At 73.0% G+C, this 14,757-nt stretch carries 9 protein-coding genes; 7 read left to right on the top strand and 2 right to left on the bottom strand.

Features of this window, described 5'->3' with window-relative positions; translation table 11 throughout:
• Positions 1–102 precede the first annotated feature (102 nt).
• Positions 103–540 carry an SsgA family sporulation/cell division regulator gene (locus tag AC559T_RS15240; protein WP_071065769.1) on the top strand — a complete coding sequence of 146 codons (438 nt, stop codon included), beginning with the start codon at positions 103–105 and terminating at the stop codon, positions 538–540.
• Between the two features lie 146 nt (positions 541–686).
• Here AC559T_RS15240 and AC559T_RS15235 read toward each other — a convergent pair whose 3' ends face one another.
• Positions 687–2,423: a sensor histidine kinase gene (locus tag AC559T_RS15235; protein WP_498869170.1), complete on the bottom strand. Its 1,737-nt coding sequence runs from the start codon at positions 2,421–2,423 to the stop codon at positions 687–689.
• A 124-nt stretch (positions 2,424–2,547) separates the two neighbouring features.
• Positions 2,548–4,065 (bottom strand): bifunctional aminoglycoside phosphotransferase/ATP-binding protein, encoded by a 1,518-nt coding sequence (locus tag AC559T_RS15230; protein WP_368953476.1) that lies wholly within the window; start codon positions 4,063–4,065, stop codon positions 2,548–2,550.
• A gap of 277 nt (positions 4,066–4,342) precedes the next feature.
• Here AC559T_RS15230 and mdoC point away from each other — a divergent pair, with 277 nt between their 5' ends.
• From mdoC to AC559T_RS15200, 6 genes are all read left to right on the top strand, one after another.
• A complete protein-coding gene (gene mdoC / locus AC559T_RS15225; protein WP_498869156.1) occupies positions 4,343–5,662 on the top strand; it encodes a glucans biosynthesis protein MdoC in 1,320 nt (439 codons plus the stop codon).
• A 92-nt stretch (positions 5,663–5,754) separates the two neighbouring features.
• Positions 5,755–6,801: a prolyl aminopeptidase gene (pip, locus tag AC559T_RS15220; protein WP_071065767.1), complete on the top strand. Its 1,047-nt coding sequence runs from the start codon at positions 5,755–5,757 to the stop codon at positions 6,799–6,801.
• A gap of 448 nt (positions 6,802–7,249) precedes the next feature.
• Positions 7,250–9,409 (top strand): WD40 repeat domain-containing serine/threonine protein kinase, encoded by a 2,160-nt coding sequence (locus AC559T_RS15215; protein ID WP_165938769.1) that lies wholly within the window; start codon positions 7,250–7,252, stop codon positions 9,407–9,409.
• 163 nt (positions 9,410–9,572) lie between these two features.
• A complete protein-coding gene (locus AC559T_RS15210) occupies positions 9,573–10,136 on the top strand; it encodes an effector-associated domain 2-containing protein (protein ID WP_498869155.1) in 564 nt (187 codons plus the stop codon).
• Positions 10,114–11,175, top strand: coding sequence for a non-homologous end-joining DNA ligase (gene ligD, locus AC559T_RS15205; RefSeq protein WP_498869154.1), 1,062 nt, complete (start codon positions 10,114–10,116; stop codon positions 11,173–11,175). The genes AC559T_RS15210 and ligD overlap by 23 nt, the downstream gene beginning before the upstream one ends.
• A gap of 445 nt (positions 11,176–11,620) precedes the next feature.
• On the top strand, positions 11,621–14,686 hold the full coding sequence (locus tag AC559T_RS15200; RefSeq protein ID WP_498869153.1) for a TIR domain-containing protein: 3,066 nt from the start codon (positions 11,621–11,623) through the stop codon (positions 14,684–14,686).
• The last annotated feature ends 71 nt before the right edge of the window (positions 14,687–14,757 follow it).

Raw genomic sequence — 14,757 nt, 5'->3', positions numbered from 1 at the left:
CCGGATGATGCGGGCTTTCCCAAATGACACCGTTCTGTAACGACAGAGTCGTGTGACGAGTGTGTCTCCACACAACACAGCCGCCGGGGGTGGGAGGGCCTGATGAGCCGCCGTCCGATCGTGTCAGACGCCGTGACATGGGAATTCAACGCCACGTACCTGGCCGAGAACGGCGAGCGGGTTCCGCTGCCGACAAGCCTGAGGTACGACCCGGCCGATCCGATCGCGATCACCATGAGTATGTGGGTGACCGATCAGAAAGCCGTCGTGTGGACTTTCGCGCGCCGGCTCTTCGTGGACGGCGCACGCCGCTGCGCGGGGCTCGGTGACGTCCGGGTCCGCCCGATCGTCCGCGACCGCCGCCGCGTGCTCCTCGTCGAGCTTTCCAGCCCTGGCGGGCACGCGATGATCGAGCTTCCCGCGGACCGGGTCAGTGACTTCGTCTGCCACACCTACGACCTCCTGCCCGCGTCGGCGGAGGACGCCGTGGTCGAGCGGGACCTGGAGCTGCGGGTGCTGCGGGGGCGCAGCCGCAGCTGACCGGCCGGTGGCACCCGGACGTCTGGACTGGTCGGCCTCCGGACGTCCGGTCGTGGGCCGGGACCGGGACCGGGACGGGGCCCGCGGCCGCGCCGCACCTGCGTCCGCGCCCGCGACCGGGCCGGCGGCCGCGACCGGCCCGCCGGCTACAGCGGGGCGGTCCAGCGGAGGTGGGTGCCGCCGCCGGGGGGCGTGGTGACGGAGCAGGTGCCGCCGACGATCTCCGCGCGGGTGCGCAGGTTGTCCAGGCCGCTGCGCCGGGTGGAGTCGCCGATGCCGACGCCGTCGTCGACCGCGTCGAGAGTGATGGTGTCGCCGAGCACGGCGAGCCGGAGCTCGGCGGTGGTGGCGCGGGCGTGGCGGGCGGTGTTGGTGAGAGCCTCGCGGGCGACGGCGATCAGGTGGTCGGTGAGCCGGTCGTCGACAAGCGAGTCGAGCGGGCCGCTCAGCGTGATCGCGGGAGTGAAGCCGAGCGCGGGCCGGATGTCGTCGGAGATCTTCTCCAGCGCCCCGCGCAGGCGGTTGCCGCGGCCGGGCTGGGTGCTGCGGAGCTCGAAGATGGTGCGGCGGATGTCCTTGATGGTGGCGTCGATGTTCTCGATGTAGGCGGTGATGCGGTCGGCGTTGGACGGGTTCTCGTACTGGGCGAGATCCTGCATGCCGAGCGCGACGGCGAACAGCCGCTGGATGACGTGGTCGTGCAGGTCCCGGGCGATGCGCCCGCGGTCGGCGAGGACGAGCAGGCGCTCCTGGTCGGCCTTGGTGTGGGCGAGCTCGAGCGCGATGGCGATGTGGCCGGCGAAGCTGGTGGCGAGTACGAGGTCGGTGTCGGTGAAGGCCCGGGCGCCATGGTCCCGGCCGACGAGCAGCGCTCCGTCACACTGGTCCGTCCCGGCGACCAGGGGGACGACCATCAGCGGGCCGGTGCGGTTCGTGCGCTCGTCCGGAAGGGCGTCGAGCTGGGCGTTGTCGACCCGCAGGGCCTGCCGCTCGGTGAGGACCCGTCCCGTCAGCGTGTGCTCAAGGGGGATGCGGCGCCCCGCCCGCCCGCCGCCGGCCGGTACCGGGCCCGCGGCGGCGCGGTCGCGGTCGTGCGCGTGGTTCTGATCCTGGTCCGTCACCGCGACGGCGACGCGGGCGTGCTGCCCGTCGCCGTCCCCGTCGTCGGCGCGCAGCGCCAGGGCGACGAAGGTCGCGTCGGCGACGTCGAGCACCCGGCGGGCCAGCATCCCGAGTGAGTCGGGCGCGCCGGCCATGAACAGCCGGGTGATCTCCGCGGAGGCCGTCATCCACAGGTGCCGCTGCTGCGACTCGTGGTAGAGCCGCGCGTTCTCGATGGCCACCCCGGCGTTGGCGGCCAGCGCCAGGGCGAGCTCCTCGTCCTCGGCGGTGAACGGGGCGTCATCATGCTTGTCGGTGAGGTAGAGGTTCCCGAAGACCTCTCCGCGCACCATGATCGGGACGCCGAGGAAGGTCCGCATCGGCGGGTGCCCGGGCGGGAAGCCGTACGCGCTCGGGTCGTCGGCGATGTCGTCGACGCGCCGTGGCCGCTGGTCGTCGATGAGCAGGCCGAGGATCCCCTGCCCGGTGGGCAGGTAGCGGATCCTGGCGACGTCGGCGTCGGTCATGCCGACGTGGACGAACTCCTCGAGCGTGCGGTCGGGCGCGATGACGCCCAGCGCCCCGTAGCGGGCGCCGAGCAGGTCGGTGGCAGCCTCGACGATGTGCCGGAGCAGGACGGGCAGCCGCAGGTCGGTGGCGATGATCCGGTTCGCCTGCAGCAGGCCGCGCAGCCGGCTCTGGGTGGCGAGGACGTCCCGGGCGCGGTCGACGAGCTGGGTCAGCAGGTCGTCGAGCTCCAGCCGGGCCACGGTGGGGAACATCAGCCCGTCGCCGCCCGGGCCGGGTGGCGGCGTCATGGCCGGGCCCGCGGACGGCTGGGCGGGCGGCTGGGTGGGCGCCGGGGCGGCCTGCTGGGCGGGCGGCGACGGGTGGGCGGCCGGCGGTTCACCGCGTGGCCCGCCGCGCCGCCCGGAGGATGTCGGTCGGCGTGGGTCCGTGTTCAAGCGTCTTCGCCTCCGGCCACGGGTCGGTGTGGAAGGTGTACTCGTGCCCGGTCAGTGCGGACAGGTCGAAGCCCGGACCGGCCTGCGCGACGGAACGGCCCGCCAGGACCGGTTCCGGGGGTGCGCAGCGCAGCTGGACGAGGTCGGTGGCGGTGGAGCGGGCGAGCGCGGCGGCGCGCTGGCGGTCGTGGCGGCGGGCCCAGGACGCGTCGATGACGACGGACTCGCCGCGTTCCACGGCGGTGCCGGCCCGCCGCAGCAGCTCGGAGTACACCGCGTCGTCCGCGGCGTCCCGCCGGCCGTCGTGCGTGTGGTCGTGCGTGCCGTCGCGTGCGCCGTCGGGGTCGGTGCGCGGCAGGTGGTTCAGCTCGCGGGCAACGGACTCGGCGCGCAGCACCGTCCAGCCCTCGGCCTCGGCCAGGTCGGCGGCGAGCGCGGAGCGCCCCGACTCGGGCGTGCCGCCGACGAGGACGAGCCGGACCCGGCCGCGGCGCAGGCTGGCCAGCGCGAGCGAGGCCAGCGCCCGGGCCTCCGCGGCGGCCGCCGCCGAGCCCTGCGCGTACTGGGTGCAGGCGATCCGGCACATCACGAACGCCCGGTAGGCGATGTAGAGGCTCTCCAGGGACAGCGGATGGGTGACGGCCGTGTAGGCCCGGTACTGGTCGAGCAGGAAGCGGCTGAGGTCGGCCCGGCCGAGCCGCTCGAGGTCCATCGCGAGGAAGGCGACGTCCGCGAGCACGTCGCCGACGCGCAGCCGCCGGTCGAACTCCAGGCAGTCGAGGATGCGCGGGCCGTCGTCGAGGCAGTAGATGTCGTCGGCGAGCAGATCGCCGTGGCCGTCGCGGATACGGCCGTCGCGCTGCCGTTCGCGCAGGAGCGGCTCGCGGCCCTCGACGTAGCGCTCGGCGAGGTGGCGGACGGTGTCGATGGTGGTCGTGTCGAGCACCGGCCCGAGGTAGGGCTCGACGCTGCGCAGCACCTCGTCCCACAGGCTGCGCAGGGTGGCGGCCGACCCGGCCTCGGTGATCTCCGGCGAGGTCGAGCAGCGGGCGTGGAAGTCGGCGAGCAGCCGGGCGATCGCGCGCAGCGGGCCGGTGACGTCGTTGCCGGCCGTGACCAGGGCGGACAGCCGGCGGTCGGCGGGCAGGCGCCGCATCACGACCATGTGGTCGAACACGGTTCCGTCGGGGCCGGAGATGTCGGCGACGCCCAGGTAGACGTCCGGGGCCAGGCGGCGGTTGAGCTCGACCTCGGCCTGGCAGGCGGCGAGACGTGCGTCACGGGTGCGGAAGTCCAGGAACCCGAGATCGGCCGTCTTCTTTATCTTGTAGACCCGATCGCCGAGAAAGATGAGCACCGATGTCAGCGTCTCGGTGAGAGTGGCGGGCAGCCCCGGCACCGCGCCGAGACCCTGCCCGGCGCCCACGGGGACCGCGCTGCCGGTCGTCGCCACACGCATGGCATGAGACTGCCGGTCAACCCGTGGGGATCACAGCGTGCGTGAGTCGGGCCGCCGACGTCCGAAGGTCAGGCCGCCGCGGGCGGAAGGTCACCCGGCTCCGTGCCGGACGCGATCGGCGTGATCCGCCCGGCCCAGGCGCGACCGCGCAGGTGGCAGCGGCCGTCGGGCCACCGGCGGACGAACAGGGAGCCCGGAACGCCAGGTCGGCACGAAAGCGTTAGTTGACGCTTACGGGTCTTTCGTCCTGAAAGTACTATTTGTTCCGCCGGGGGCAATGACGGACGCCTATGCGGAGCGCGTCGCAGCCCCGGCCGGGGGAGGAACCGTGCGGGAGCGGGGCGGGCCGTCCGGGCCGAGCGTGTACTACCACCACCTGGACGCACTGCGCGGCGTGTTCATGTTGGTGGGAGTCTTCGTCCACGCGTCGACGCTCGGAGAGGACCCCGTCTTCGACGGAATCGGCTACGCCTCCAGCCTCTTCCGGATGGAGGGCTTCTTCGTCATCTCCGGATTCCTGGCCGCGATGGTGCTGGGAAAACACGGGGCGAGAGCAGGGGTGCGCCGCAGGCTCGCCTCGGTGGGCACACCGCTGGTGTTCACGCTTGTGCTGGTGAATCCGCCCACCCTGTGGCTGACGTACAACTTCCACAACGACCCGAACGTGTCGTTCCTTGACTTCGTGCTCGGGAACACGCTCCCCTCGCAGGGGGGTGACCTGAGCTGGTACCTGCACCTGTGGTTCCTTTTCGCGCTGATCGCTTACGCGTTGCTGAGCCCCGCCGCGGTGGCGGCACTGTCGCGACTGGTCGGCACGGGCGCGTACCGGCGCGTCACCGCCGGCCGGCTGCGGGCCATGGCCGCGATCACACTGTTCGTGGTGGGTACGACCGTGGTCATCCGCGGTGCCCACCGCATCGTGCTCGAACCGGTCATCGGCACCGGGACCCACGCCGTGCTCGTCGAGCACACGCTGGAGTTCCTGCCCTTCTACCTCCTCGGAGTGCTCCTCCACCAGGGCCGTGACCAGCTGGTCCCGTTCTTCCAGCGGCCGGCGCCGGTTTTCCTCGCGGTCACCGGTCTCGCCCTTCTCGCCTCGAAGCAGGAATGGGTCCCCGGGCTTTCGGCGGGAACCGGCCTGGTGCTGACCGAGACCCTGTTCTCGATCCCGCTCATCGCGACGCTCTTCGCGCTCGCCGCGCGGCTCGTCCCCGGGCCCGTACCGGCCGTCCGCTATCTCGCGGACGCCTCCTACACGGTCTATCTCCTCCACTTCTTCTGGATCTACGTCTTCGCGACGGTCCTCTCCTTCGATCCGGGCCTGCGCGCCCCGCGGATGCTCCTCGCCACGGCGCTGACGTTCGGCGTGACGCTGGCGACGCACCATTTCGCCATCCGCCGGTCCCCTCTCCTCCGGAAGATCTTCAACGGGAAGTTCGGCTCCGCCGGACGGCCCACCGCGATTCCAGCGGTCCCAGCGATTCCAGCGGTCCCAGCGATTCCAGCGATTCCCGTGACACCTGCGAGCCTTGCCGTGGACGGGGAGCGGACCCTGCCCCTTCGCCGGAGCCGCCTGGAGGCCGGCACCGGCTGCTGACCCTCCGCCGCCACGCATCGCCGGGCCGCGGGACCTGGCTTGCATGACAACTCGTTTCAGTCCGCTCGAACTGCGAATGCGATCATGGTGGTGTGAGCCCTCTCTACCCCCCGATCGAGCCGTATGCGCACGGCCTGCTGTCTGTCGGCGGCGGCGAGGGCGTTGATCCGAACCAGATCTACTGGGAGACCTGCGGGAACCCGTCGGGCCGGCCGGTCCTCGTCGTCCACGGGGGACCGGGCTCCGGGTGCTCCGCGGGCTCGCGCCGTTACTTCGACCCGGCCCGGTACCGGATCATCCTGTTCGACCAGCGCGGCTGCGGGCGCAGCACGCCGCACGCGGCGGACCCGGCGACCGACCTGCGGCACAACACCACCGACCACCTGATCTCCGACATGGAACTGCTCCGGCGGCACCTCGGCGTCGACCGGTGGTCGCTTTACGGGGCCTCCTGGGGGTCGACGCTGATCCTCGCCTACGCCGAGCGGCACCCCGAGCGGGTGTCCGGGATCGTCATCGCGGGCGTGACCACCACGCGGCGGGCGGAGATCGACTGGCTGTACGGCGGCGTGGCGCGGTTTCTGCCGCAGGAGTGGGAGCGGTTCCGCGCCGCGATGGCTCCGTCCAGGGCCGCGCACCCCGGTTCGGCGCAGCTCGATCCGGCGCTCGCCGTGACGCGCGGGCGCGACCTGGCGGCCGCGTGCGCCCGGCTGATGGAACACCCGGATCCCGAGGCCAGGGCTTTCACCGCGCGCGAGTGGTGCGCCTGGGAGGACGCGGTGATCTCGCTGGAGCCGAACGGGCGGAGGAACGTCTACAGCGACCGGGCGCCCGCGGCCCGGCTCGCCCTCGTACGCATCTGCGCGCACTACTTCGCGCACGGCGCCTGGCTGGAGGAGGGAATCCTGCTGCGCGAGGCGGGACGGCTGGCCGGCATCCCGGGCGTGCTCATCCACGGTCGCCAGGATCTGGGCAGCCCCTTCGCGACCGCCTGGGAACTCGCGCGTGCCTGGCCGGGAGCCCGTCTCATCCCCGTGACGGATTCGGGCCACACCGGCAGCGAGTCGCTGGGCAAGGAGATCATCCGGGCACTGGATGACTTCGCGGACGGGGATGCCCGCGGCCACCTTCCGTCGTAGCAACCGCTCATCCCAGAGTGACGGCTCCGACGAGAACCGTCGGCCCCAAGGACGACGGGTTCCGCAGGATTCGGATCGTGTGCTGCCCAAGAGGCAGATCTCCGAATTTCCAGGCCTGCGGAGAGACCCAGAGAATGCGGCACGGCCGCGATCGATCCGGCCTGCGGTGACCCTCCGCGATTCCGGCAGCTATGCAGGCGAAGGCAACCGGCTTGGTACGGCTGCGACGGACCGGTCGCGGGTCGGAAAGCATCGCGTCAAAGGGCGGAGAGAAGGGAATGTTGCAACGCGGAGCAGCGGAGGAGGACGCGATGGGCAGGGAGATCGTGGGGCCTTTCGGAGCGCCTGACCGGAGGGCTCTAGGATGACGCGTCGTGGGGGAGATCTGCGGCATTTATGGGGATAGTGCAGGGGTCCTCGGACCGATCCGCGACCGGACCCGGTGGTGATGATGTACGACCGGGCCAAGCTTGCCGCGGCGCTGCCGGGCTACACCCTCGGTGACCTGCTGGGCGCGGGCGCCTCCGGTTTCGTCCTGGCGGGCTGGCATCGAGGGTTGCAGCGCGATGTCGCCGTCAAGGTGGTGATGCGGGCGCCGGGCAGGCGCAGCTTCGCGGACGAGGCGCGGATCCTCGCCGGCCTCGACCATCCCCATGTCGTCCGGGTCTACGACTATGTCGAGGCGGGCGAGCTCAGCCTGCTCGTCATGGAGATGCTCAGCGGCGGCACGCTCACCCGGCGCCGGGCCGGCATGACGCCGCTGACCGCCTGCGCGGTCGGCCTTGCCGTCGCGCAGGCGCTGCGCTGCGTGCACGATCACGACGTGCTGCACCGCGACATCAAGCCGGACAACATCCTCTTCGACACGGCCGGCCGGTTGAAGGTGGCGGACTTCGGCATCGCGAAGGTCGTCGCCGGGTCCGGTCCGGCGGCGAGCACGGTCGTCGGGACCCCGCTCTACATGGCCCCCGAGCAGTTCGCGGGTGGCCAGCTGCAGCGCGCGACAGACATCTACGCCCTTGGCGTGGTGCTCTTCGAGCTGTTGACGGGTGTGGCCCCCGCAGACTCCGCGTCCATTCCGTGCCAGGGCTCGGACGGCCCGTCCCAGGTCGGCCTGTCACTGGGATCGGGGATCCCCGATCCAGTCGCGACGGTGGTGGCGGGCGCACTGGCCCGCGACCCGGGGGACCGTCCCTCGTCGGCGTACGCCTTCGCCTTCGACCTCTCCCGAGCCGCCACCGAGGCGTTCGGACCGAACTGGATCCCACGGTCGGGCGTGCCCGTGCACGTCGACCACGACCTGATGGCCGCCACCGGCATGGCACCGTCCAGGACGCGGCACGCGGGCGGGATTCACGTGACGCCGCTGCCGGTGGAACCCGGGACACCGCCCCAGCCGCCGGGGAAGGTGCCGGAGGGGAAACGAGCGGATCCCGCACCCGACGACCGTGCGCCCGGGAAGGCGCCGGCGGACGGGAACACCCCGAGCGGGGCGGGCCGCGACCCGGCCGAACCGGAAGCCGGCTCGCGCGGGCGAGCCCGGCGTGGCGCACGCCGTTCGCCTGGCCGGCGGCTCATCGTGACGGCCGCCGTCCTGGTGGTTCTGCTCGGAGCGGTCGGCACCGGGCTCGCCGTCGTCCTGGGCCGCCCGGACGGTGCCCGGCTGCTCGGCCACCCGCTGAGCGGGCACACGGACTGGGCGCTGTCGGCGGTGTTCTCCCCGGACGGGCAGATCATGGCCAGCAGTGACAAGAAGGGCGAGGTGTGGCTCTGGGACCTGCGGGACCGAGCCGCTCCTGAGCGTCTCGGCCGCCCGCTCCCCGGACCGGAGGACGGGGTCACCTCGCTGGCGTTCTCCCCGGACGGCCGGACTCTGGCCGGCAGCGACTGGAACGGGACCGTCTGGCTGTGGGACGTGACCGGCCACGATCCGAAATCCGCGCCCGGCACGCCGCTGACCGGTCATGTCGGGAACGCGTGGTCGGTCGCGTTCTCGCCGGACGGGAAGACGCTCGCCAGCGGGGGCGAGGACAGCACGGTGCGCCTGTGGGACGTGGCCGACCGAACGGCGCCGAAGCCGCTCGGGTCGCTCACCGGCCACCGCGGCTACGTCTCATCCGTGGTGTTCTCCCGGGACGGGCTCGTCCTGGCCGCCGCCGGAGACGACAGCACCGTCGTGCTCTGGCAGCTGGACGGCCGTGCCGCCCCGCGCAGGTTGGAGCGGGGGCTGGTCGGGCCCAGCAGGACGGCCGCGGCGGCCTTCTCCCCGCGCGGCCGGGTGCTCGCCCTGGGTGGTGCCGACGGCGTGATCCGTCTGTGGGATCTCGCGATCCCCAGCGACCCGCGCCCCGTCGGCAGGGACCTGGCGGGGCACAAGAGCCGCGTGTGGTCCCTGTCGTTCGCACCCGATGGCCACACGCTGGCCAGCGGCAGCCACGACAACACCGTCCGGCTGTGGGACGTCGCCGACCTCTCCGACGTCCGGTCCCGGGGCGGGCCACTCACCGGGCATGCCGACTGGGTCCTGTCCGTGCGGTTCTCCCCGGACAGCGCCGTGCTGGCCAGCGCGAGCACGGACGCCACCGTGCGGCTGTGGTCGATACCCTGACCGGCCCCGTGCTCGGCTCCCGTCGCGCGTTGCTTTATCAACTGTCTCCGGCGGACACGCAAACCATTCGCCGGTACCGACGGCCCGTTCGGAAACCAGCGCCCTTCAGAACGGGGGTCGTCCGATGCCCTTGGCGGGAGTGCCCTTCGGTGAAGAACGCACATTGAGCACGCAGCCGCCGGAGGGGACGACCGCTCCGGCCGACCTCAGCTGTTCGTTCCGCGGCACTCTGGTGGACGTCCTCGACGCGGCGCCCGGCTTTGCCGGGACGTCCGCGCGGCGCCTGCTGCGGGACAGGATCGCTCGGCGCCTTGGTCCGGGCCGCCGGCTGCACCTCGTCGAGTACGACATGACGCGCCTGTGGTTCATCGCGCTTGTGGACGAGCTCGCCGAGGAGCCGGGCGGGCTCGCCGCGCTGTCCCGTGCTGTCAGCGACCTCCAGCCCGGTTCCCGGCTGGCGGCGGAGGTCGCCCGTATCGTCGCGGCCGGTGCGGCCGGCGGAGCACGGCGGACGATCGGGCCGGGGCAGCCAGAGCCGGGACATCTCCGCCGGGCGCACAGGTCGGCGGGTGCGGCCCGGCCTCGCCCGAGGCGCCGCCACCGCCACCGCCGGCCACTGCGCCGCCACCGCCGGCCGCGACCGTCTCCGCGGATTGCGGTCCGCCAGGCCGTGTCTCGTCGGACCTCGGGGTTACCGTCCCCCCATGGCGGTGTCCAGGCACGGTGAGCCGGTCGAGCTGGTGGTCGGTGACCAGTCGGTGCGGGTGACGAATCCCGACCGGGTGTACTTCCCCGAGGCCGGCGTCACCAAGATCGAACTTGTCCGCTACTACATTGCGGTCGCCGACGGGCTTGTCCGGGCCCTGCACCTGCGGCCGACGACGCTGGAGCGGTGGCCCGGCGGCGTGGTCGAGGGCGCCCAGCTCACCCAGCGCGACGGGGCACCGGGCGACGCGTTCTACCAGAAGCGCGTCCCGAAGAACGCGCCGTCCTATGTGGAAACGGCGCGGATCACGTTCCCCAGCGGGCGCACGGCCGACGAGATCTGCGTGACCGAACCGGCTGTCGTGGCCTGGGCGGCGAACCTGGGCACCATCACGTTCCACCCGTGGCCGGTGCGGCGCGGCGACGTCGACCATCCCGACGAGCTGCGCATCGACCTGGACCCGCAGCCGGGCACCGACTTCGCCGACGCGGTGACCGTCGCCACCGAGACCCACGCGCTGCTCGACGAACTGGGCTGGGTGGGCTGGCCCAAGACGAGCGGTGGCCGTGGCGTGCACGTGTACGTCCGGCTCCAGCCACGGTGGACGTTCACCGAGGTGCGCCAGGCGGCCATCGCGCTCGCCCGGGAGCTGGAGCGACGCCGCCCCGACCTGGTGACCACCGCGTGGTGGAAGGAGCAGCGCGGCGAGAAGGTGTTCGTCGACTTCAATCAAAATGCCCGCGACCGCACGATCGCCTCGGCCTACTCGGCGCGGGCGCGTGCCTGGGCACCGGTCTCCACCCCGCTCGGCTGGGACGAGCTCGCCGACGCCGAGCCGCGTGACTTCACCGTCCGCACGGTGCCCGAGCGCTTCGCGCGCCTCGGTGACCGCTGGGCGGGCATCGACGAGACGGCGCACGATCTCACGCCGCTGCTCGAGTGGTGGGAGCGCGACCTGCGCGAGCACGGCCTCGAGGACATGCCCTATCCGCCCGACCACCCGAAGATGGCGGGTGAGCCACGGCGCGTGCAGCCGAGCCGCGCGAAGAAACCCCGCTGACGGCCGGTGGCCCGTAACGATTGACGGCCGGAGACGGAGCGACAGTTTCGGTTACGGCCGACAGCCCGTAACCGCCGCCGTCGCACCGCTCGCGTACGCTGATCCACATACCCGAGGTCCCGTTCCGGTTGCCGTCGGTCAGGGGGGAGTCGGCGCGGTGTGGATTGTTCTGCTAGACCATTCGGCGTCCATGACCGAGCCGTTCGCCGTCGATTCCGCCCGGCCACTGTTCGGCCGCCGCGGAAGTGCGCGGAGCGGCGCCGGTCCACGGACTTTCCCACACCTCGCCGGACGTCGCCACGGGCGCTCTCCAGCCGGCTCAGCTACCCCCGATCAGGGCCCTGACCAGGCTGTTCCCGAAAATTCAGTTTCCGGTAAGCATGGTGGCGAGCGACCAGGCTCCGATCAGCACGGAGTGGTCGGCCGGCGCAAGCTCGATGTCGCGGTGGAGAGCGTCGCGAACACGCTGGCCACCCTGCCGCCGGACATGCCGACCGTCCTGGTCGGATTCGTCGACTCCGCCGACGTGGTCTACCAGGGTTTGGCCGGCGAGCGGGCAGCCTTCGAGCGCACGCTGCGCACTGCGGCCCCGACCGGTGCCACCGATCTCGCCGCCGCGCTGGAACGGGCCCGGCTACACGTCGCCGAGCTGACCGAGAAGCCGCTGTTCGTCCGCCTGCTGCTGGTCACCGACGACCTCACGGCACCAGGGGACCTGCTCCAGGCCGCCTACGACTGCGCGCGTGCCCGCATCACGGTCGACGTCGTCGTGCTCGACCCGTCGCGGAGGGTGAGTGAGATGGCCGGTGCGATCGTCGGTGTCACCGGAGGCGCCTGGGAGGCCGCGATGGGCGAGGGTGGCCTGGCGAGCGCCGTCGCCGCCGCCGGCCGGCGCGCCGCGTGGCAGCTCCGGCAGGCCGAGGCGGAGTCCGGCCGGCCGGCCACCCGGCGCCGGAACACCTTCGGTCGCCCACGACCAGCCGTGCCCACCGCGCCCGCGGAGCCGGTAGTGACGGCGGAGCCTACCGTGCCGGCGGAGTCGGTCGCGCCCGCCGATCCGGTAGCGGCGGCGGAGCCCGGTGCGCGGCCCGCCTCCACCGCGGCCTCCGGTACGGCAGCGGCTGGCGCCGCGGCGGCCGGAACCGCTGCGGCCGAGCCGACGGTGCCCGCCGAGCCGACGGCGCCCGTCCCGGTGGCGCCGGGCGAGCCGGTTCCGCCGGTCGTTCCGGCCGAGCCGTCGGCGGTGCGGTTCACCGCGCGTCATCCCGCGGCCGCCTCCGCGCTCGGGTGGCGGCCGGTCACCGTCGGGGTGCCCGCGGCGCCCGGATCGATTCCGGCCGGGACCGAGCTCGAAATCACCCCCGCGGTTCCCCATCTGCGTTTCCGGCCACCGCGGATTCCCGTCGTATGGGGGCCGGAGCCGGAGACGGCCTCGTTCGAGGTCATCCACGCGCCGGGCGACGGCGGCGATGAGCGCTGTCACGGGCATGTCCAGATCAGCCTCGACGGCCTTCCCGTCGCACGGATTCCGCTGGATCTCGCCGTCTCCACCGCCGCGGACCCGTCGACAACGCCGGTGACGGTGACAGGCTCGGCGCCGATGTTCCGCGAGATCTACGGTTCCTACGCGTGGGCCGACATCGACATCGCCCGCCGATTCCGGGAGATCTACCGGGCGCTGGGCATCACCCTGTTCATGGACGTCCTCGACGTCGACGGGGCCCGGGAGTGGAAACCCGAACTCGAGGCGGCGATCGAGCGCGCCGACCTTTTCGCGCTCTTCTGGTCCCCGGCCTCCGCGGCGACGGACTACGTGGAGAAGGAATGGCGCCGGGCGTTGGAGGTCGCCGCGAACCGCCGACCGGAGGGCGCGTTCGTCTTCCCGTTCCAGTGGTCCCGGCCGGTACCCGAGCCGCCGCTGCCGCTCGTGGATCTCCCGTTCCGGCAGGTCGATCGCTGGTCCACCGCGCTGGACCGCCTCGCGAACCTCGCCCGGGCGGGCGCAGGCGCGGGCCCTGGCGCCGCGGGTGCCCGTGCCGGCGCCGCCGCGGACGCCGCTCCCGTCCCGCCGGGCCCGACCGCGTCCGGCGGTCCGCAGGGCCCGAGCGGCTCGGGCGGCCCGAGCGGCCCGAGCGGCCCGGGCCACGCGAGCGGTCCCGGCGGCGAGGCGGCCGATCGGCGCGACGCGGGCACGGTGCCGCGGCGGGTGGACGTCACCTTCCCGGTCTTCTCGCTCGTCCCGGCGCTGTCGGGCGGCAACGTCGAACGGATCGGGGAGTCGCTGCGCACGGTCGTGCCGTTCCTGGAGGATCTCACCGGCCTGCGCTACTACCCGCCGCCGACCTACGTCACAGACGACACGACGGTCACCAGCCTGCGCCGCAACTGCGAGCCGGACGCGCGGCACCTCGCGGACGAGAACACCGGTGACATCCTGCCCGGCGTGCTCGACGTCGAGGACGAGGCGGTGACCGGCCGCGTCCGCGAGCTTCTGCTGATCTTCCACTCCCACGTGTTGGACGTCGGGCCCGGCACCGACCTTGAGCACGTTCGGCGGGAGGCGGCGGGCGGCTTCGTCCGTAACGCCCGCCGCTACCTGGCGGGGCAGCCCACGGACCTCAGCGACGGCCCCGAGCCCCCGGCCGGCCCCGAGCCGCCCCTGATCTGGCGCCAGCGTTGCGCCGAGGACTTCCCCAGCTTCGCCGGTCTGTACTGCGAGCTGGTCACCCGCTACGTCGACCGGCACATCCGGGCGAACTCGCGTAATCGCATCGACCCCGAGGTACGCGCCAGGCTGGTCGCCGAGCTGGGGCCGCGCGCCGCGGGGGCGATCGAGCGTTCGGTGGGCGGCGTGGTCGTCGACCCGCCGGTCGACCACGCCTTCCGGGCCCGGCTCGTCGCCGCGCTGGAGGATCTCCGGCTGCTGGTCGACACCCGGGAGCGGGTCGTCTCCGACTACCTGCGCTCCGGCGCGCCCGCCTTCGGTGTCTTCCGGCATACCGGCGGGGCGGGGCGGTTCGGGCGCTCCGGCATGCTTGTGCCGACGTCCGCGCCGGCCGTGCTCATGGGGGCCGGTGCCTTCGGCCGGATCGCGGCCTCGCTGCGTGGCGACGCGGTCGTGGACGAGCCGACCTGGGACCGGGCCGCCGCGTTCTGCGAGATGGCGCTGGTGCACGAGCACGCCCACGCGGCGATCGCCACCGGCCTGGACGACCACGGTGCCCGGGCCGGTGCGGCCGGCACACCCGCGTGGACGGCGGCCTCCCGGCTGAACGAGGCCCTGGCGGCGTGGACGCAGCGGCACTTCTACCGCCGTGACCCGCGGATGTGGGACGAGTGCGCCCGCTACATCCGGTCGGGCTCGCTGCGGTCCTGGCCGTACCGCGGGGCCGACGTACTGGAGGAGCGCTACGAGGCCGAGGGGGTCGAGGCCGTCCGCCGCTTCGTCCGGCTGCTGCGTGACTCGCCGGAGGCCGCGCAGGCTCAGTTCGACCTGCTGCTCGCCCGCTGACGGGTTCGGCAACCAGCCGCGCCGGCCCCGGCCGAGCAGCCCTGGCCGCGCCAGACCCAGCCGGGCCTGGC

The sequence above is a fragment of the Frankia sp. Hr75.2 genome (genome assembly GCF_949319125.1).
Lineage (GTDB): Bacteria > Actinomycetota > Actinomycetes > Frankiales > Frankiaceae > Parafrankia > Parafrankia soli.
The sequence above is the reverse complement of the archived record's forward strand: the minus strand, read 5'-3'. Positions and strand labels throughout refer to the sequence as shown.

What these genes read in the sequence shown, in the direction of transcription:
- AC559T_RS15240 (WP_071065769.1), top strand. Translation starts at nt 103, where the DNA reads ATGAGCCGCCGTCCGATCGTGTCAGACGCCGTGACATGGGAATTCAAC.
- ligD (WP_498869154.1), top strand. Translation starts at nt 10,114, where the DNA reads ATGGCGGTGTCCAGGCACGGTGAGCCGGTCGAGCTGGTGGTCGGTGAC.
- AC559T_RS15235 (WP_498869170.1), bottom strand. Translation starts at nt 2,423, where the DNA reads ATGTTCCCCACCGTGGCCCGGCTGGAGCTCGACGACCTGCTGACCCAG.
- mdoC (WP_498869156.1), top strand. Translation starts at nt 4,343, where the DNA reads ATGACGGACGCCTATGCGGAGCGCGTCGCAGCCCCGGCCGGGGGAGGA.
- AC559T_RS15215 (WP_165938769.1), top strand. Translation starts at nt 7,250, where the DNA reads ATGATGTACGACCGGGCCAAGCTTGCCGCGGCGCTGCCGGGCTACACC.
- AC559T_RS15230 (WP_368953476.1), bottom strand. Translation starts at nt 4,065, where the DNA reads ATGCGTGTGGCGACGACCGGCAGCGCGGTCCCCGTGGGCGCCGGGCAG.